The sequence below is a fragment of the Sphaerisporangium dianthi genome (assembly GCF_042654065.1).
Taxonomy (GTDB): domain Bacteria; phylum Actinomycetota; class Actinomycetes; order Streptosporangiales; family Streptosporangiaceae; genus Sphaerisporangium; species Sphaerisporangium dianthi.
In genome coordinates this window covers 78,331-95,176 of sequence record NZ_JBHSFP010000005.1, presented here as the reverse complement: position 1 = coordinate 95,176, position 16,846 = coordinate 78,331, and the positions used below count along the sequence as shown (strand labels likewise).

Here is a 16,846-nt window from a genome sequence, read left to right as displayed (position 1 = left end):
AGCCGCGGCCGATCCGTTCGTTCGGCCGCGGCCGGTCACCGGGCCGGCCGGCGCGGCCGGCCCGCCGTCCAGGCGCGACTCGCGCAGGTCATTCCCCCGGTCCGGCCGGGCCGCCCGGGCCGCCCGGGCCGCCGGCGCCGGGCAGGTACGGCTCGCACTCCTTCTGCGCGGCCTCGAGCTTCTTCTCGGCCTCCGCGCCGCCGTTCTTCGGCATCTTGAGGAACATGCCCTCGCCCGGCTTGGGGTCGGGCATGTCGATGCCGTGCTCGCGCATGCACCGGGCGTACTTGAGCATCGCGTCCCTGGCCTCGGGGTCGGCCTCCCCCATCCGCTTGCCGCCCTGCATGAAGTTGCCGCACGCCTTCTGCGCGGCCTCCATCTTTTCCTGCTGGCCCTTCTGGACCTTGATCTGGATCTTGCCGTCCACGGGGTCCTTCATGTCGATCCCGTGCTCGCGCATGCACTGCGCGAACTTCAGCGGGTCGCTGGACGTCGTGGGCGAGGCCGTCGCGGCGGCCTGGCCCGAAGGGCCGCCGTCGGCCGAGGCGACGCCCGTGCCCTTGACCTGGCCTCCGCATCCGGCCAGCGCGAGCACAGGTAGCGACGCGAACACCAAGGCCAGCCGCCGGACTGTCATCTCGTCCTCCTCCTCGTGTCTCCGGGCCCGATGCCCGGCTGACGAGACCATGTCTACGGAGCACGGGATTAGCGAGAGGTAAGCGGCGGACACGCCCACCCGGACGATCAGGCGGCGTTCCCTTCACTAAGGCCAAGTTTTGCAAGGTATGCCCCGATTGGTGCGCCATCGTGGGTAAACCACCTCGTATATGCCGCGGGTAAGCCACCTCATGTCTGTATATGCCGCGGGTAAGCCACCTCATGTCTGAGGAGTGGGGGCCGTGTGATGCCGAGCAAGCTCTCCGCCGGTGCCGCCTACCTGGTGGCCACACTGGCCGAGGCGGGCCGCCTGTCGGCCCTGGAGAGGCTGCCGGAGCTGCTCGACGAGCACGCTCCGCGAGCCGGGCTGCGCGACGTGCTCGTCTACCTGAGCGATCTTCAGCAGGAGACGCTGCGCCTGCTCCCGCTTCCCGGGCGCGAGCACGCGCAGCCCGCCGAGTTGCGTGTCGACGGCACCCTGGCCGGCAAGGCGTTCCAGCAGCTCCAGGTCGTCGCGAAGACCGGCGAGGACGACCGTCCCGAGTGGTGGTGGGTGCCCCTGCTCGACGGCATCAAGCGCCTCGGCGTGATGCGCGTCAGCGCGGACGCGATCACCGAGCGGACCCTCACGGACATCCACTGCCTGGCCTCGATCGTGGCGTTGCTGGTGGCGAGCAAGCGCGCCCACAGCGACACCTACGCCCGGCTCATACGGACCCGCCCGATGAGCGTCACGGCGGAGATGCAGTGGAACCTGATGCCGCCCCTGAGCTTCGCCAACGACCACGTGGTCGTCGCCGGGGCGCTGGAGCCGGCCTACAACATCAGGGGCGACGCCTTCGACTACGGCATGGCGAGCGACATCCTGCACCTGGCGATCTACGACGCCATGGGGCACGACGCCTCCGCCGGTCTCACCGCGACTCTCGCCGTCTCCGCCTGCAGGAGCCACCGGCACCAGGGCAAGGACCTTCCCGCCACCGCCGAGGCCATCGAGGAGGTCCTGGTGGAGGAGTTCGGCGCCGACGAGCGGTTCACCACCGCGCTGCTGGGCAACCTGGACACCCCGAGAGGGGTGCTCACCTGGGTCAACTGCGGCCACCATCCGCCGGTGCTGATCCGCGACGGGCGCTGGGTGGCGACGTTGGAGTGCGGGCCCTCCCATCCCCTGGGCCTCGACCTCGGGCTGCCCCGGGTGCCCTGCCAGGAGCAACTGCAGCCCGGCGACCGTGTGCTGCTGTACACCGACGGCATCACCGAGGCCCGCAACGTGCACGGCCAGGAGTTCGGGCTGCCCCGTTTCGTCGACTTTGTCATCCGAAGCGCGCTGGACGGACTCCATGTTCAGGAGACCCTGCGCCGGCTCGTCCGCGGTGTTCTGGACTATCACGACCAGCAACTGCAGGACGACGCCACCGTCCTGCTCGTCGAATGGCGCGGTCCCACCGACCGCCACCCGGCGCCGTCCCCCTAGGGCCCCGGGCTTCGGCCCCGGGCTTCGGCCACGCCTGCGGTCAGGCGTGGGCGGCGTCGTAGCCGATCCGCAGGCGGCCCGACTTGGCCTTGAGGGAGCGGATCGTCACGTCCGCCAGCATGCCGAGGTGCCGCACGTGCGTCCCCCCGCACAGGTCGGTGCCACATGGTCGTCTTCCTTGGTACGGGCTCATGCGAGATGCTCGCTGAGCGGCTCTGTCCCGAGCGCGGCGGCCAGGACCCCCATCGCCCGGTGACGCGGCGGGTCGCGCGGCACGAGGGCGAAGCCGGCACCCGGCGTCACCAGAACACCGGCCGCGGCAAAGTGAAGGCAATGAGTCGGGCGTCCATATGACCTCGATAATCGACGTCGCCGGTTCGGCCACGCTCGGAGCTGCGTATCGGGCAGTAGGATCCGCGCGCTTTCACCCGAATCTTCGAATACATGAGGGATCAATGTCGACAATGCGATGGTCGGCGAAAATCCGACGCGAGTGACATGGCCGCGCACCGCTATCGCCCATATCCCGTCGCGGACCCTCCTCAGGGCGCCTCGCGGTCACCGGTCGCGGGGCGCCCGTCGAGATCGGCGCGTGCCTGCTGGGCACGGCGGCGGGTCTCGTCGGCCCGGCGGGCGGCGCGGTTGCGCTCTCGCTCGGCCATGCTCAGCCGCTTGGTCGTCACGTCCTGGCGTTCCCGGGCCGCCTCCAGTTCCCTGCGCAGGCGCTCGGCCTCGTCACGGGCGGCCGCGCACGCCCGGGCCGCCTCGGCGGCCTCCGCCTCCCATTCGCCGAGAGCGCGCTCGGCCTCCTGCGCCTCGGCCGCCGCGTCCGCCGCCCTGCGGGCCAGCGCCTGGCGCCGCTCTTCCTCCTCACGGCGCCTGGCCTCCTCACGCTCTCGGCGCCGCGCCTCCTCGCGGCTCTCCCGCGGCTCCCCCGGCTCCGAGGCCCCCGAGGTCCCCGCGGTTCGCTTCCCGCCGCCCGCGCCTCCGCCGGTGCGCCCCGCGCCCGCGGGACGTTTCCCCGCCGCGGGCGGCGCGCTCTGGCCGGCCCGGGAGGCGGCCATGCCCGGCAGGGCCCCGACCGGCCCGAAGCCGACGTGGCTGCGCGGCTGGGCCAGCCGCCCGTGCCGGACCTCCTCGGCCACCGCCTCGTCCATCGTCGCCGCGTGCAGGGTGTCCTCGACCTCGCGCGCCGCCGCCTCGCGCAGCGGACGGTCCACCCGCGCGGCAAGCTCGTGCGTGGTGCGGGCCAGACGGGCGACGAGCTCAGCCCGCCGCTGGTCCAGCTCGCCGGTCTGCCCGCCCGACGCCCAGGCCGCGCGCAGGTCGTCGCCCAGGTCGAGCAACTCGCCCAGCTCGTCCGGGGCGTCGCGGGCCAGCCGGTTCACCGCCCACGCTGACACGGTCGGGCGCCGCAGCGTGCCGATGCTCTTGGCCAGGCCGGCGTCCCCGGCCTTCTTGGCGTCGGCGGCCAGCCGCTTGCGCGCCTCGACGAAGTCTTCCGGCGCGCCGCCGTACAGCTCGCTCGCCGCCTCGGACAGGTTCACATCACCCCCTTATCAGGGTCTCCCACCAGCCGTCCACCGCCGGAGCGGCATCGACGTCGACGGTCTCGCCCGGCCGGGGGGCCACGATGCGGACGTCGCGGGCCTTGGCCTCCCGCCACAGCCGGTCGACCGGCTCCGCCCAGGGGTGCAGGGCCAGCGCGAACGTCGCCCAGTGCACGGGCAGCAGCAGCCCGCCGCCGAGGTCGACGTGGGCGTTGACCGCCTCCTCCGGATCCATGTGGATGTCCGGCCAGGCCGGGCTGTAGGCGCCGATCGGCATCAGTGTCAGGTCGAACGGCCCGTGCTCGGCGCCGATGCCGGCGTACCCCTGGAAGTAGCCGGAGTCCCCCGCGAAGAAGACCTTGCGCCGCGCGCCGGCGACCACCCACGAGCCCCACAGTGTCTCGTTGCGGCTGAAGGCCCGCCCGGAGAAGTGGCGGGCCGCCGTCGCGGTGAACCGCAGCCCGGCCACCTCGGCGTCCTCGCCCCAGTCGAGCTCGATGACGCGTTCGGCCGGCACGCCCCACTTCGCGAGGTGGGCGCCGATGCCCAGCGGCACCAGGAACGGCGCGGTGCGCGTACGGGCCAGCGTGCGCACGGTCGCCAGGTCGAGGTGGTCGTAGTGGTCGTGGGAGATCGCGATCGCGTCGATGGGAGGCAGCGAGCCGAGGGAGGCCGGGACGGGGTGCAGCCGCTTGGGCCCCACGAGCTGGGAGGGAGAGACCCGCCTGCTCCACACCGGGTCGAACAGGACCCGCCGCCCTTCGATCTCGACCAGGGTCGACGCGTGGCCGTACCAGACGACCCGCAGCCCGCCGGCGGGTGGCGGCGCGGCCGACGGCGTCAGGAGCGGCACCGCCCCGGGCGGGCGGCGCCGGTCGGCGCCGGTGATCAGCTCGCGCACCATGCCGGGAGGCGGCCCGGCCGGCACCCGCGTCGCGGCCGCCATGGAGTTGTGGAAGACGCCGTCCCTGAACTGCGGAGAGTCCCGCATGCGCGCGGCCCGCCGCCCGTCCGACCGCAGGGGCCGGGCTCCGAGCTCCGCCGGGACGTCCCGCAGTGCCCATCCGGCCGCCGCCGCGACGGCGGCCGCGACCAACCTCTTCGACGCTCGGCTTCCCGCCACCCGCTCACGCTCCCGCCCTCAAGTCCTACCCAGCCGAACCTCTCGCGGGGTGCGCGGTGTTCCCGATCGCGGGCAGGGAAGCGGCCCGGCCGCCGTCGCAGCGCTCCTGTGCGGGCCGCCGCCCGGCGCGGGCCGGAGTCGCGAACCGGTCATTTCCGTAGGCCGTCACACAAAGAGCGACCAAAGACACGCGCTAGGCGACCGTCCCGGCGGTGGTGGCGACCGAGGCACGGGGTAGGGAGGCCGACGTCGCCGAATGTCCGGCCCGGGAGTTCCGCCGCCGTACGACCTGGAGAGGCAGGTGCGCCGCAATGGCTCGTCACCGCGCGAGGAGATGCCTGACCTGGCCGTCGTCTCCGGGTGAGGCGCTGACCGGACCGACCGCGTTGACCGGACCAACCGGACCGACCGCGTTGACCGGACCAACCGGACCGACCGCGTTGACCGGACCGACCGCGGCCGCTTTGACCGCATTGACCAGAGTGACCGGACTGACAGCGGCCGCGTTGACCGCGGTGACCGCATTGACGGCGCTGGCCGCGCTGACCGCCTCGCCGGCGGCCGGCGCCACGGTGACGGCGCGATCGCCGGGGCAGGTCACCCCCGTGAGCGGCGATGACCGCGGGCAGATCTACGCGCACACGGGAAACGGCCGGCGCAACAACAACTACGTGGCCTTCTACAGCCCCACGGTGCTCCACGGGCAGCAGCCGGTGGCCAACACCATCACCGGTGGATACGCCCACACCCAGACTGGCATGTGCAGGCATCACCGGGTGTGCGTCATCAGGCAGAAAAACCAGATCGGTCACCGGAAGTGAGCTGCGCACCTCATCTCACCGACTATGGCAATGATGCGGTAATGACCTGCGCGTACGCGTCGCCGAGCCGGGGATGGCCCGACCGCCCGCCGATACGCTGATCACTCCGGTCTCGATCCGGGACCCACCCGCCCGGGTTCAGGGTGACGCAGCAGGGGGCGACAGACGATGACGCGTCAGCACCGCGGCCGAGTGCTCGCCGGAAACCTCGCCATGTGCCTGCTCGCGGGCGCCTCCGCCCCCGCCGGCCTCGGCGCCGCTCCTGCCACCTCGAACGCCTCCGTCACGACCCGCCTCAGCCCCGCTTCTCCCACGACCACCTCCACCACGATCGATCTCGGCGCCGTTCCTCCCGCGACCGGCCCCGCCTCGATCGGCCTCGGCGTCCCCCTTCCCGCCGCGAGCGCCGACGCCGGCGCCGGACGCGCCTCGAAGGTCCGTCACCACGCCCGCACGTCCTCCTCCGTGCGTTCACGAGCCCGCGCACACGATCGGACGCGCCCGCATGCTCACGCGCAAAACGCCGACTGGGCACGTGGGCGAAGCCGCGGCCATGCCTCCGGTGACGACGACGGCGACGGCTCGGGAGCCGGCTCCGGCTCCAGCGACGACTACCTGAAGGTCGGGAACGGCATACGGAACCAGAGCATCGCCGAGGTGCGCAGCCCCACGAGCAACCGCGGCTTCCAGCACACCTCGTCCGAGACGCTGAGCGGTGTGACCGGCATCCAGAACGCGCTGTGCAAGCACTCCAAGGTGTGCAACATCCACCTGAAGGTCATCATCATCAACCCGGGCTCGTCGAAGAAGGCCAAGAAGGCGACGTCCGGCACCGCGGACACCGCGACGGCCGACGACTCCTCCGCCACCCCCGACGACATCACCGCCTGCCGGAACACCTCCGGTCAGGACGCCTCCGGCCAGGACGGCGACTGCTGCTGCGACTGACGGCGCGGCTGCCGGAACGGCCGCGGCACGCGAGACGTGCCGCGGCCGTTCCGCGGGTGGAGGCGGCCGTCAGCGAGGCGGCCGCGAGCGGCGGTTCAGGGGGTCGGGGTGACGGTCACCGTCTGCGTCACCGTGGGATCGGCCGTGGGGGTCTCGGACGGCAGGCTGGGCGACTCGGTGGGCCCGGCGGTCGGAGTCTCGGACGGCAGGCCGGGTGTGGGCTCGGGGGCGGTGGGAGTGGGGGTCGGCGTGGCGCAGGAGGCGGGAGTGCGCCACTTGTTCTGGCTCGGCCGCCAGTAGGTGGAGGGCCACCATCCCTTGCCCGGCCAGTACTTCTTGCTCGGGCGCGACAGGTCCACGATGTACCCGGCCGTCGCGGTCGCCTCCTGCGGCGCGGCGGTCACGGTCTCCTGAGGCGCGACGGTCGCGGCGTCCTGAGGCGCCACGCTCGCGGTGTCCGAAGGAGTGGGGGTCGCGGTGTCGGAAGGCACCGGCGTCGCGGTGTCCGAGGGCACGGGGGTGGTCGTGTCCGAAGGCAGCGGCGTCGCGGTGTCGGAAGGCACGGGAGTAGACGTGTCCGAAGGCAGCGGCGTCGCGGTGTCCGAGGGGTCGGGGGTCGGGGTCGGGGGTGCCGGCGTCGCGCTCTCCCCCTGAGGCGCGGCGGTCAGCGAAACCCAGTCGCCCTGCTTGATCACGCTGTCACCTCGACGGCCCGAGACGATACGGGTGTCCTCGGTGATCGTGTACACCCTCTCGTAGCCGTCCTGGCTGCGCACGGTGATCGAGTCGGCGGCCACGGCGGTGGCCTGGCCGGTCTGGGTGACCAGCGTGACGAAGGTGCAGCGGGTCTTCGTCGGCACGGCGAACTCGCCGTGCATCGTGCCGACGTACGCCCAGGGGGCCACCTGCGGCACGGAGACGGAGGGCGAGGGGGCCGGCGACACCGTCGGGGTGGCGGTCGGGTCGGCCGTCGGTGTCTCGGTCGTCGTGAGAGTGGGAGTGGGGGTCTCCGCGGGAGGCGACGTGGGGGATGCCGCCGAGGCCGCGGCCAGTCCGAGGCCTCCCGACGCCACGAGCATGACGGCGGCGGCGAGGACGGGCGGTCCTGAGAGACGCCAGCGGGGCCCGCCTGATCCGTTTGCGTGCGGTTTGTCAGGGTTGGTGGGCGTCACCGTGTTCCTCCATTGGCTTGTCTGGTCAGCCCGTCCCACAAGGCGACGGGATGACAGGGCCGTTCTGCCTTACCCCCTCTAGAACGGCCCTCACGCGCCTCCGGCTCGATTTCCCCGGCACAAAAGCTGCCAGAACGCCCCGCCCGTCACCCTCTTCCCCACCGCACCCCCGCCCGCCGCCCTCAGACCACCCCCGCATCCCACCAGCTCAGCACCGGATTCTCCGCGACGGTGAAATCCGCGTCGAGCGCCTCGCGGCGAGGACCGCCCCAAGCCAGAAAATTTCCAACATATTTCCCGGCGAACGAGCAATCTCACGAACCGTGCTGAATCATGCGCTTTGCGTCATGATCGAAGCCGGTGATAGGGGTGCCGGCGGGGAGGACCGCGCCGGGGCGGGGGCGAAGAGCGCGAAGGGCGGGGAGGGCGCGCCGGGTGGCCGGGTCAGGCGATGATGTGGCCGTCGTGGGGGCGGTCGATGCGGGAGCGGCGGAAGTCGCGCAGGACGAAGGTGCGCTGGAGCCAGCGGTCGGCTCCGTCGTAGCGGGGACGGAACGCGGTCCGGCCGTGCAGGGTCACCCGGTTGTCCACGATGGCGAGGTCGCCCGGGTTCAGGACCACCGTGTGCGCGACCTGCTCGCACAGGTCCCGCAGCTCGGAGAGCGCCTGCTGCGCCGCCGGGCCGAGCGCCTTGGTCGCGGCGAAGTCGACGCGGATGTCGGGGTCCTCGGGGGCGCCCGACAGGACCGCGTGGGGCGCGGTGGCCTGGCCCGTGCCGAACGAGGGGGGCGCCGCCGTTACGAAGTCGGGACTGCTCAGCGCCGTCCTGGCCGCCGGACTGAGCAGCGGCAGCATCTCGCGGACGCACGCCGTGCGCAGGCCCGCGACCCTGTCGCGGTCGGCGCGCAGGCACAGGAGCATGACGAAGTCCGGACGGTAGGGGTGGAAGGCGTTCTCGTTGTGGAAGCTGAGCAGCACCGAGCCGGCGTTGCCCTGGAAGTCCTCCTTGCCGCGCACCGGCACGACGTCCTGCACCAGGGCGCCCGACTTCTCGGCCCGGAAGGCCACCGGCTCGCCCAGCTCGGCCGCGATCAGCATGAGCAGCAGGGCCGGGACGGTGCCGAAGCGCTGCACCGAGGTGCTGGTGCCCGGCGTGCAGGGCAGGGCCGCCTCGTCGATGGGAAGGTTGCGGATCAGCGCGGCGCCGCGCTCGCCCGACTCGCGCTGGAAGCCGCGCAGCACCCCGCGCAGAGAGGCGGGCATCAGCATGGACGCCTGCCGGCAGGCGTCGATCATCTCCGGGTCGTCGATGCGGCCGCCCGGTACCCGGCGGATCACGGTGCGGGCCAGGGTCACCAATTCATCGGCGTCCGTGGCGCTCAGCCGGAGACCTCCGGTGGCGTTCTCCGCCGTTGCCAGAACTGTCAACTGACTCTCCTAAGAACAGCAGCCGACCGGCTCGTGAATCATATTGAGCCGGATTGTGCGGAACGATGTTGAACGCGTTTCACGAAAAGAAGCCGGGCACGACGGAGAGGTCGCCGGACCGGCTCGCGGCCTCGTGCACGAACCGTCCGACGGCCAGGTCCAGAACGCCCAGCCCGAAGGGCGAGAAGATCACCGGCCGGTCGCGGCGCACCGTCACCGCGCCGGTCATGACGTCGTACAGCGTCCCGTCGACGAACTCACGCCCGCCGGTCAGCTGTTGCGCGAGGTCCAGGGAGGTGCCGGCGCGCAGGCAGTGGTCGACGTCGTCCACGACGTTGGCGGCGCCGGCGATGATCTCCGGCGCGAGGTCGCGGAGCGACACGTGCAGGACGAGCGGGTGGTGGGCGAGCAGGTCCGGGTCGGTCACGTGCGGGGTGCCCGCGACGGTGGCGAACACCACCAGGTCGCAGCTCCGCAGCAGATCCTCCGGGCGTTCGTGCACCACCGCGTCCTGGCCGGAGGCGGCCAGGTCGGCGGCGAGGCCCGCGGCGCGCTCGCGGACCAGGTCGTGCACGCCGACCTGGTCGAAGCTCCAGCCGGTCGCGGCGAAGTAGGCGTGGATGGTGCGGGCGATCAGCCCGGTGCCGAAGAACCCGGCCCGGACGGGGCGTCCGCGCCCGCGCGTCAGCCGGTCGGCGGCCAGGACGGCCGAGGCCGCGGTGCGCGCGGCGCTGATCAGGGAGGCTTCCAGGCAGGCGTACGGGTAGCCGGTGCGGGGGTCGTTGAGGATGAGGACGCCGGAGGCGCGGGGGATGCCGTGCTCGACGTTCCCGGGGAAGCTGGAGATCCACTTCAGCCCGTCGACGGCGTCCCGCCCGCCCACGGAGGCGGGCAGCGCGATGATCCGCCCCGTGGGCCGGTCGGGGAAGCGCAGGAAGTACGATGGCGGGTTGACCGTGGCGCCCTCGCCGTGCCGCTGGTAGGCCTCCTCGACCAGCTCGACGACCTGCTTCTCCCGGCCGGCCAGCACGCGGCGCACGCCGGCTCCGGGCAGCACGCCGAACGGGGGGATGCCGAGCTTGTCATCCGGCATGCTGAAGGTCCTTTCGGTAGGGGGCCGTGCATGTACGGGCGAACGCGCGCAGCGCGTCGACCACGTTCGCCTCGCCGAGGACGCCGGTGAGCCCGCCGGACACCAGGTGGAACTCGGTGCAGCCGAGGATGACGCCCGAGCAGCCGTAACGGGCGCGCAGGCGGTCGACGGCCGGCGCGACGTCGCCCAGCGCGCCGTGCCGCTTCATCCGGTACACCATCCGGTGCACCAGTTCCTGGTCCGGCTCCCCGGGCAGCGCGACGCGCGCGGCGACGCGGTCCCACAGCGGCGAGCTCTGGAAGACGCGCGCCCGCCGCGTTCCCTCGGTGCACAGCAGGAGGAACCTGCCGTCGGCGCGGTCCAGTTCGTCCAGCGCGACGTCCACCAGGGACGTCACCCGTTCCCGGATCAGCGGATCGACCAGCGGCAGGAAGTGGTGGGCGGTGAAGCAGGCCATGACCAGCCGGTCCGCGCCGCGGGCCAGCAGGTCTTCCAGCCGGACGGCGAGGCGGCGCCCGATCTCCTGGGCGCCCGGGCCGCCCGCGACGGCCTCGGTGCGGTCGGGGAACCCGGGGTCGGAGTCCACGAGCACCCGGGGCATGTCCTGTTCGCGGGAGTGGAGATTGGCGTGGTAGAGCGTCTTCAGAAACTCGGCCGAGGCGAGCGGACCCATCCCACCGAGCACACCGAGAACATCCATTGGCACAAACTATGGCCACGGGTTATCAGCCCGATATCAGACGGATTCCCGATATCGGGCTGATAAGAGGGTCGTGCATATTCAGGGGGACTACAGAATGGAGTCCGCCATAATGACCGAGGTCATGATCGACGCCGTTCCGCTGGCGGACGGCGGGACCGAGCTCTTCGACTGGATGGCCCGCATGCGGGACCACAGTCCCGTATGGCGCGAAGGGGACGGCGCCTACCACGTCTTCCGCTACGCGGACGTGGAGCGCGTGCTCACCGACCACGCGGCCTTCTCCAACGACATCAGCCGGATCAACCCCGAGCTGGCCGAGATCAGCCAGGGGAACATCAACTCGATGGACCCGCCCGGGCACGCCAAGCTGCGCCGCCTGGTCAGCAAGGCCTTCACCCCGAGGACGGTCAGCGCGCTCGCGCCCCGCATCGCCTCCTTGGCCGAGGAACTGCTCGACGAGGTGAGGGACGAGGAGTTCGACCTGGTCGACGCGCTGACCTTCCCGCTGCCGGTGATCGTGATCTCCGAGCTGCTCGGCGTGCCGGCCTCCGACCGGCACCTGTTCCGCACGTGGATCAACCGCATGCTGAACGCGCAGGGCATGACCGCGCGCGAAGGCATCACCTCGGAGTCGCCCGAGTACGCCGACCTGCTCGAACAGGTCACCAAGGACATGGCCGACTACCTCCTCCAGCACTGCCGCGACCGCCGCCTGCGTCCCAGGGACGACCTGATCAGCGCGCTGTGCGCCGCCGAGGTGGACGGCGAGCGGCTCTCGGAGGACGAGGTCGTCAAGTTCGCCGACATCGTGTTCATGGCGGGCAGCGTCACCACGACGCTCCTGCTGGGCAGCGCCGTGCTGTGCCTGGACGCCTCCCCGGAGGCGATGGCCGCCGTCCGCCGCGACCCCGCGCTGATCCCCCCGGCGATCGAGGAGGTGCTGCGCTACCGCTCGCCCTTCACCACCGCCAGCAGGATCACCGCCGCCGAGGTCGAGATCGGCGGGGTGACGATCCCTGCGAACCGCGTGGTCACGCCGTGGCTCATGTCGGCCAACCACGACGAGCGCCGTTTCGCGCACCCCGGCCGTTTCGACATCGGCCGCGACCCGAACCCGCACCTGGCCTTCAGCCACGGCATCCACTTCTGCATCGGCGCGCCGCTGGCCCGCCTGGAGAGCAGGATCGCGCTGGAGGCACTGCTGCGCCGCTTCCCCTCGCTGGCGGTGGACCGCGGCATCGAGATCGGCTACCACGAGCGCGGGATGTGGGGGCCGAAGAACCTGCCCGTCATCGTCCGGCCGAACTGAAGGACGGGGCGATGTACGACGTCATCGTGGTCGGCGCCCGCTGCGCGGGGTCGCCGGCCGCCATGCTGCTGGCCCGCGCGGGCTACCGGGTGCTGCTGCTGGAGAAGGCCCGCTTCCCCAGGGACAAGCTGTCCACGCACTACCTGCACCAGCCGGGCGTGGCCAAGCTGGGCCAGTGGGGCGTGCTGGACGACGTGGTGGCGACCGGCTGCCCGCCGATCGACGGCATCGTCTACCAGGTGGACGACGTCCGCCTGGAAGGCTGCTCGTGGGCGGTCGACGGCTACCGCACGGCGTACGCGCCGCGCCGGCACCGTCTGGACCCCGTCCTCGCCGAGGCCGCCGCCGCCGCCGGGGCCGAGTTCCGGCAGGGGTGCCAGGTCGAGGAGCTGGTGTTCGACGGCGGCCGCGTCGCCGGGGTGCGCTTCAAGACCGCGGACGGCCGCTTCGAGGAGCGGGCCCGGCTGGTCATCGGTGCCGACGGGATGCGGTCCACGGTCGCGGCGCTGACCGGCGCCCGCACGACGGCCGAGGACGCCCCGAGGTCGTGCGTGTACTTCAGCTACTTCGAGGACCTGCCCGCGACCTTCGAGGTGTACGCGCGGCCCCGCCGCCTGGTCGGCACGGTGCCCACCAACGACGGGCGCACGCTGGTCGGCGCCTACTTCCCGCAGGCCGAGTTCGAGCGCATCCGCGGGGACGCCATGACGGCCTACCTGGAGAGCGTCCGCACGACCGCGCCGGAGCTGCACGAGCGGATGCGCTCGGCCCGCCGGGCGGAGCGGCTGTACGGGACCGGCGACCAGCGCAACTTCTTCCGCCAGGCGGCCGGCCCCGGCTGGGTGCTGCTGGGGGACGCGGGCTACCACAAGGACTCGATCGGCAACAGCGGCATCACCGACGCGTTCCTCCAGGTGCAGATGCTGGTCGACCGCATCGGCGGCGACCTCGCCGACCCGGCCCGGCTGGACGCCGCGCTCGCGCGGTTCGGCGAGGACCGCGACGAGCACTTCACGGGCGTCTACCACGGCACGCTGAGGGCGGCCGAGCTTTCGATCCAGCCGGAGCGGGTGACGATGCTGCGCGCGATCGCCGGCCGCCAGGACCTGGTGGACCGCTACTTCTCCACCCTGTCGGGCGCCTGCGAGATCGACGACTTCTACACCGACGAGTTGTTCGACGCTCTCGCCCTGGTCTGAGCGCGGAACATCGGAGGGGCCGGGGCGGGGTCTACGTTCTCACCCGGCCGGCCCGGGACTCCAGGTGGCGTCGCTCGGCGATGCTGGCGGTGGCCTTCGCGGCGCGCCGGTAGTGCTCGTACGCCCCGGCCGTGTCGCCGGCCTTCTCGAGCAGATGCGCTCGGACGGACAGCAGCCGGTGATGCCCGGCCATCCGCTCGTCGCCGTCCAATGTGGACAGAAGGGCCAGCCCGGCCACCGGGCCCTCGGTCTCGGCGAGCGCGATGGCCCGGTTGAGGGTGACCATCGGGTTGGGCGCGATCCGTTCCAGGATCAGGTACAGGGCGTGCACCTGCGGCCAGTCGGTCTCCTCGGCCGTGGCGGCGTCGGAATGCGTGGCGGCGATGGCGGCCTGCAGCTGGTAGGGCCCGAGCACCGGGCCGGCCAGCGACGCCTTGACCAATTCGATGCCCTCGCCGATCAGCTCGCGGTCCCATTTCGTGCGGTCCTGCTCGTCCAGCGGCACCAGGTCGCCGGCCTTCGTCGTGCGAGCCTCCCTGCGTGCGTGGGTCAGCAGCATCAGCGCGAGCAGCCCGGTCACCTCGCCGTCCTCGGGCAGCTGCGCGTGAACCATCCTGGCCAGCCGGATCGCCTCGTGCGCGAGGTCGGCGCGGTGCAACTCGCTGCCCGAGGAGGCGGTGTAGCCCTCGTTGAAGATCAGGTAGAGCACGTGCAGGACGACCCGTAGCCGCTCCTCGCGCTCCGCGCCGTCCGGCAGGCTGAAGGAGCTGCCGGCGGCCTTGATGCGCTGTTTGGCCCGGCTGATCCTGGCCGCCATCGTCGCCTCGGGCACCAGGAACGCGCGGGCGATCTCGGCGGTGGTCAGGCCGCCGACCGCCCGCAGCGTCAGGGCGGTCTGGGAGGCCGCGGTCAGCGTCGGATGGCAGCACAGGAACAGCAGGACGAGCGTGTCGTCGGTGTCCGGCACGTCCTCGGGCGCCACCTCGGCGGCCGTCGCCGACTCCCGCTCGCGGCGCGCGTGGTCACTGCGCATCTGGTCGATGAGCCGCCGGGACGCGACGGTCACCAGCCAGCCGCGCGGGTTGTCCGGCACTCCCTCGGCCGGCCACTGCACGGTGGCGGCGAGGACGGCCTCCTGCACGGCGTCCTCACACTCCTCGAACCGGCCATGCCGGCGTATCAGCACGCCGAGGACCTGCTGCGTGAGCTCACGCAGCAGGTCCTCGATGGACGGCGTCGTCATGCCTCCAATTGTCCGTCGGCGAACATCACCTGCCGCACCTCGATCCCCAGACCCTCGATCGCGGCGTCCGGGATCTGCGCCGCCAGCTCGATCGCCCGCTCCTTGTCCTCGCAGTCGATCATGTAGAAGCCGCCCAGATACTCCTTGGACTCCAGGAACGGCCCGTCGGTCACCACCGGCTGGCCGTTGCGCACGGACACCACGGCGGCCTGTGACGGGTCGACCAGCGCCTGTGTGGTGATCAGCTCGCCGGACCTCTTCAGCGCCTCCATGAACCTGCCGTGGCCGTCGCCGATCGCCGCCTTCTCCTCGTCGGTCAGCGCGTCCAGCACGGCCGGGTTGATGTGCATGCTGATCAGGAACTTCATCTCGTACTCCTTGTGGTCCGCGGGCCCCCGCCGGGCCCTTCGACCGGTTGGTCGGAGCCGCCGCGGCCGTCTTGACATCCCCTCCACAACTTTCGCATGAGTCTTCTCCGCCATCGCATCGCCCGGACCGCGAGACGTCAGCCCTGGCGCCCCCGCTGCGGCTGACACGGAGAAACCTCCGCCTGTGCCGATGTCAAGAACCTCTCGACCGCTCCGACCAACCGGCGAAACATCAAGAGATCAGGAGTTTCGGATATGCGATTCAACAGGGCATGGCTGGGACTGGTCGTCCTGGCGCTGCCGACGTTCTTCGTCGCGATCGACACGACCGCGTTGCTCCTCGCGCTCCCACGGCTGAGCGCCGACCTGGGAGCCACCGGCGTCCAGCAGCTGTGGATCAGCGACGGCTACGGGTTCATGGTGGCCGGCCTGGTCATCACGATGGGCACGCTCGGCGACCGGATCGGCCGCCGACGGCTGCTGATGATCGGCGGAACGGCGTTCGCGGTGCTGTCGGTCGTGGCCGCCTTCGCGAGCAGCCCGCTGATGCTGATCGTCGCGCGGGCGTTGCTGGGCGTCGCCGGCGCCACCCTGGCTCCGTCCGCACTCGCCTTGATCACCAACATGTTCCGCGATGAACGACAGCGCGGGAAGGCCATCGCGATCTGGGCGACCTGCCAGTTCACCGGCGGCGCGCTCGGACCCGTGCTCGCCGGGTTCCTCCTCCAGCACTTCTGGTGGGGGTCGGTGTTCCTGGTCGCCGTGCCGGCGATGCTGTTGCCGCTGCTCGCCGGGCCGGCCCTGCTGCCGGAGTTCCGCGGCGACAAGGCAGGCCGGCTGGACCCGGTCAGCGTCGGGCTGTCGATCGTGGCGGTGCTTCTGATGGTCTACGGCATCAAGCAGCTGACCATCGAGAGCGTGTCGGTCGTCCCGGCGGTGGCCCTCGTCGCCGGGGCCGCGATCGGAGTGCTGTTCGCCCGCCGGCAACTGCGGCTGCGGACGCCGCTGCTGGACCTGCGGCTGTTCCGCAGCCGCCCGTTCACGGCCGTACTCGTGGCGCTGGCCTTCGCCGGCATCGCCATGGCGGGCACGGGCCTGCTGGTGACCCAGTACCTGCAGAGCGTGCTGGGCTTCTCGCCGGTCGCGTCGGCGGTGCTGTTCGCGCCCATGGGGCTGGGCGTGGCGGTCGGCACCATGGGCGCGCCGGCGCTGGCCCGGCGGATGAAGCAGACGACCGCGATCGCCGGCGGGCTGGTGGGGTCGGCGCTGGGCAGCCTGCTGCTGGTCGGCGCCGGCGGTGCGAACGCTCTGCCGCTGGTGATGATCGGCATCGCGGTACTGGCGCTGGGCACCGGTCCGCTGTTCGCGCTCGGCACCGGGCTGGTCGTCGGATCCGTACCGCCGGAGCGTGCCGGCTCGGCGGCGTCGATGTCGGAGACCAGCAGCTACCTCGGCGGTTCGCTCGGCCTCGCGCTGCTCGGGGTGGTGGCCGCGGTGGTCTATCGCAGCAGGATGGACGGCACGTCCGACTCGCTGGCGGGCGCGGTCGCCGCCGCCCGGCGCCTTCCCGCCGACCAGGGCGCGGAACTGCTGCACGCAGCGCGGGAGGCGTTCACCGCCGGCCTGCACGTCACCGGTGTCGTCGCCACCGTCATCTTCGCCGGGCTCGCCGTACTGATCCTGATCATGCGCCCGGCGACGGGGGCCACCCCGGTCGCACTTCCCGACTACGAGGTGACCCGCGCCTAGAACCTGCCG

General features: G+C 72.0%; 16 protein-coding genes. 6 read left to right on the top strand and 10 right to left on the bottom strand.

The annotated features are described in order from the left end of the window. Positions 1 to 88: 88 nt before the first annotated feature. Entirely contained in the window at positions 89 to 637 is a 549-nt protein-coding gene (locus ACFO60_RS10160) for a DUF3558 domain-containing protein (RefSeq protein WP_380839469.1), read from the bottom strand. Between the two features lie 267 nt (positions 638 to 904). On the opposite strand from ACFO60_RS10160, the gene ACFO60_RS10155 reads away from it, so the two are divergent. Further along, positions 905 to 2,131 (top strand): PP2C family protein-serine/threonine phosphatase, encoded by a 1,227-nt coding sequence (locus ACFO60_RS10155; RefSeq protein WP_380839466.1) that lies wholly within the window; start codon positions 905 to 907, stop codon positions 2,129 to 2,131. Between the two features lie 40 nt (positions 2,132 to 2,171). Here ACFO60_RS10155 and ACFO60_RS10150 read toward each other — a convergent pair whose 3' ends face one another. The 3 genes from ACFO60_RS10150 to ACFO60_RS10140 form a co-directional block, all read right to left on the bottom strand. Then, positions 2,172 to 2,324, bottom strand: coding sequence for a hypothetical protein (locus ACFO60_RS10150; RefSeq protein WP_380839464.1), 153 nt, complete (start codon positions 2,322 to 2,324; stop codon positions 2,172 to 2,174). A gap of 349 nt (positions 2,325 to 2,673) precedes the next feature. Beyond that, the gene (locus ACFO60_RS10145) at positions 2,674 to 3,678 is read right to left on the bottom strand and encodes a hypothetical protein (RefSeq protein WP_380839462.1); all 1,005 of its coding nucleotides are present in this window, start codon (positions 3,676 to 3,678) and stop codon (positions 2,674 to 2,676) included. 1 nt (position 3,679) lies between these two features. Then, entirely contained in the window at positions 3,680 to 4,804 is a 1,125-nt protein-coding gene (locus ACFO60_RS10140) for an MBL fold metallo-hydrolase (RefSeq protein WP_380839460.1), read from the bottom strand. A gap of 482 nt (positions 4,805 to 5,286) precedes the next feature. Between ACFO60_RS10140 and ACFO60_RS10135 the strand changes: the two genes are divergently transcribed. Beyond that, positions 5,287 to 5,625 (top strand): hypothetical protein, encoded by a 339-nt coding sequence (locus tag ACFO60_RS10135; RefSeq protein ID WP_380839458.1) that lies wholly within the window; start codon positions 5,287 to 5,289, stop codon positions 5,623 to 5,625. A 168-nt stretch (positions 5,626 to 5,793) separates the two neighbouring features. After that, positions 5,794 to 6,573 carry a hypothetical protein gene (locus ACFO60_RS10130; protein ID WP_380839456.1) on the top strand — a complete coding sequence of 260 codons (780 nt, stop codon included), beginning with the start codon at positions 5,794 to 5,796 and terminating at the stop codon, positions 6,571 to 6,573. Positions 6,574 to 6,668: 95 nt separating this feature from the next. Here ACFO60_RS10130 and ACFO60_RS10125 read toward each other — a convergent pair whose 3' ends face one another. The 4 genes from ACFO60_RS10125 to ACFO60_RS10110 all read right to left on the bottom strand — a co-directional run bounded on the left by ACFO60_RS10125 (position 6,669) and on the right by ACFO60_RS10110 (position 10,966). Then, the gene (locus ACFO60_RS10125; RefSeq protein WP_380839454.1) at positions 6,669 to 7,745 is read right to left on the bottom strand and encodes a hypothetical protein; all 1,077 of its coding nucleotides are present in this window, start codon (positions 7,743 to 7,745) and stop codon (positions 6,669 to 6,671) included. A gap of 444 nt (positions 7,746 to 8,189) precedes the next feature. Beyond that, positions 8,190 to 9,173 carry a TauD/TfdA family dioxygenase gene (locus tag ACFO60_RS10120; RefSeq protein ID WP_380839452.1) on the bottom strand — a complete coding sequence of 328 codons (984 nt, stop codon included), beginning with the start codon at positions 9,171 to 9,173 and terminating at the stop codon, positions 8,190 to 8,192. Positions 9,174 to 9,252: 79 nt separating this feature from the next. Next, the gene (sbnB, locus tag ACFO60_RS10115; protein WP_380839450.1) at positions 9,253 to 10,266 is read right to left on the bottom strand and encodes a 2,3-diaminopropionate biosynthesis protein SbnB; all 1,014 of its coding nucleotides are present in this window, start codon (positions 10,264 to 10,266) and stop codon (positions 9,253 to 9,255) included. Beyond that, positions 10,256 to 10,966 carry an aspartate/glutamate racemase family protein gene (locus ACFO60_RS10110; protein WP_380839449.1) on the bottom strand — a complete coding sequence of 237 codons (711 nt, stop codon included), beginning with the start codon at positions 10,964 to 10,966 and terminating at the stop codon, positions 10,256 to 10,258. Before ACFO60_RS10110 ends, sbnB begins: the two co-directional genes overlap by 11 nt. A 112-nt stretch (positions 10,967 to 11,078) precedes the next feature. Here ACFO60_RS10110 and ACFO60_RS10105 point away from each other — a divergent pair, with 112 nt between their 5' ends. Both ACFO60_RS10105 and ACFO60_RS10100 read left to right on the top strand, forming a co-directional pair. Then, positions 11,079 to 12,278 carry a cytochrome P450 gene (locus ACFO60_RS10105; RefSeq protein WP_380839447.1) on the top strand — a complete coding sequence of 400 codons (1,200 nt, stop codon included), beginning with the start codon at positions 11,079 to 11,081 and terminating at the stop codon, positions 12,276 to 12,278. Between the two features lie 11 nt (positions 12,279 to 12,289). Next, positions 12,290 to 13,477, top strand: a complete 1,188-nt coding sequence (locus ACFO60_RS10100) for an NAD(P)/FAD-dependent oxidoreductase (protein ID WP_380839446.1) — start codon at positions 12,290 to 12,292, stop codon at positions 13,475 to 13,477. Positions 13,478 to 13,508: 31 nt separating this feature from the next. On the opposite strand, the gene ACFO60_RS10095 is transcribed toward ACFO60_RS10100, so the two are convergent. Both ACFO60_RS10095 and ACFO60_RS10090 read right to left on the bottom strand, forming a co-directional pair. After that, positions 13,509 to 14,720, bottom strand: a complete 1,212-nt coding sequence (locus ACFO60_RS10095; protein ID WP_380839444.1) for an RNA polymerase sigma factor — start codon at positions 14,718 to 14,720, stop codon at positions 13,509 to 13,511. Beyond that, the gene (locus ACFO60_RS10090) at positions 14,717 to 15,088 is read right to left on the bottom strand and encodes a YciI family protein (protein WP_380839443.1); all 372 of its coding nucleotides are present in this window, start codon (positions 15,086 to 15,088) and stop codon (positions 14,717 to 14,719) included. Before ACFO60_RS10090 ends, ACFO60_RS10095 begins: the two co-directional genes overlap by 4 nt. 255 nt (positions 15,089 to 15,343) lie before the next feature. Between ACFO60_RS10090 and ACFO60_RS10085 the strand changes: the two genes are divergently transcribed. Beyond that, positions 15,344 to 16,837: an MFS transporter gene (locus ACFO60_RS10085; protein ID WP_380839441.1), complete on the top strand. Its 1,494-nt coding sequence runs from the start codon at positions 15,344 to 15,346 to the stop codon at positions 16,835 to 16,837. The last annotated feature ends 9 nt before the right edge of the window (positions 16,838 to 16,846 follow it).

Excerpts from the sequence above, each read along its gene's own strand:
- ACFO60_RS10155 (WP_380839466.1), top strand. The coding sequence starts at position 905 with ATGCCGAGCAAGCTCTCCGCCGGTGCCGCCTACCTGGTGGCCACACTG.
- ACFO60_RS10090 (WP_380839443.1), bottom strand. The coding sequence starts at position 15,088 with ATGAAGTTCCTGATCAGCATGCACATCAACCCGGCCGTGCTGGACGCG.
- ACFO60_RS10110 (WP_380839449.1), bottom strand. The coding sequence starts at position 10,966 with ATGGATGTTCTCGGTGTGCTCGGTGGGATGGGTCCGCTCGCCTCGGCC.
- ACFO60_RS10105 (WP_380839447.1), top strand. The coding sequence starts at position 11,079 with ATGACCGAGGTCATGATCGACGCCGTTCCGCTGGCGGACGGCGGGACC.
- ACFO60_RS10160 (WP_380839469.1), bottom strand. The coding sequence starts at position 637 with ATGACAGTCCGGCGGCTGGCCTTGGTGTTCGCGTCGCTACCTGTGCTC.
- ACFO60_RS10130 (WP_380839456.1), top strand. The coding sequence starts at position 5,794 with ATGACGCGTCAGCACCGCGGCCGAGTGCTCGCCGGAAACCTCGCCATG.
- ACFO60_RS10095 (WP_380839444.1), bottom strand. The coding sequence starts at position 14,720 with ATGACGACGCCGTCCATCGAGGACCTGCTGCGTGAGCTCACGCAGCAG.
- ACFO60_RS10100 (WP_380839446.1), top strand. The coding sequence starts at position 12,290 with ATGTACGACGTCATCGTGGTCGGCGCCCGCTGCGCGGGGTCGCCGGCC.
- sbnB (WP_380839450.1), bottom strand. The coding sequence starts at position 10,266 with ATGCCGGATGACAAGCTCGGCATCCCCCCGTTCGGCGTGCTGCCCGGA.
- ACFO60_RS10085 (WP_380839441.1), top strand. The coding sequence starts at position 15,344 with ATGCGATTCAACAGGGCATGGCTGGGACTGGTCGTCCTGGCGCTGCCG.
- ACFO60_RS10150 (WP_380839464.1), bottom strand. The coding sequence starts at position 2,324 with ATGAGCCCGTACCAAGGAAGACGACCATGTGGCACCGACCTGTGCGGG.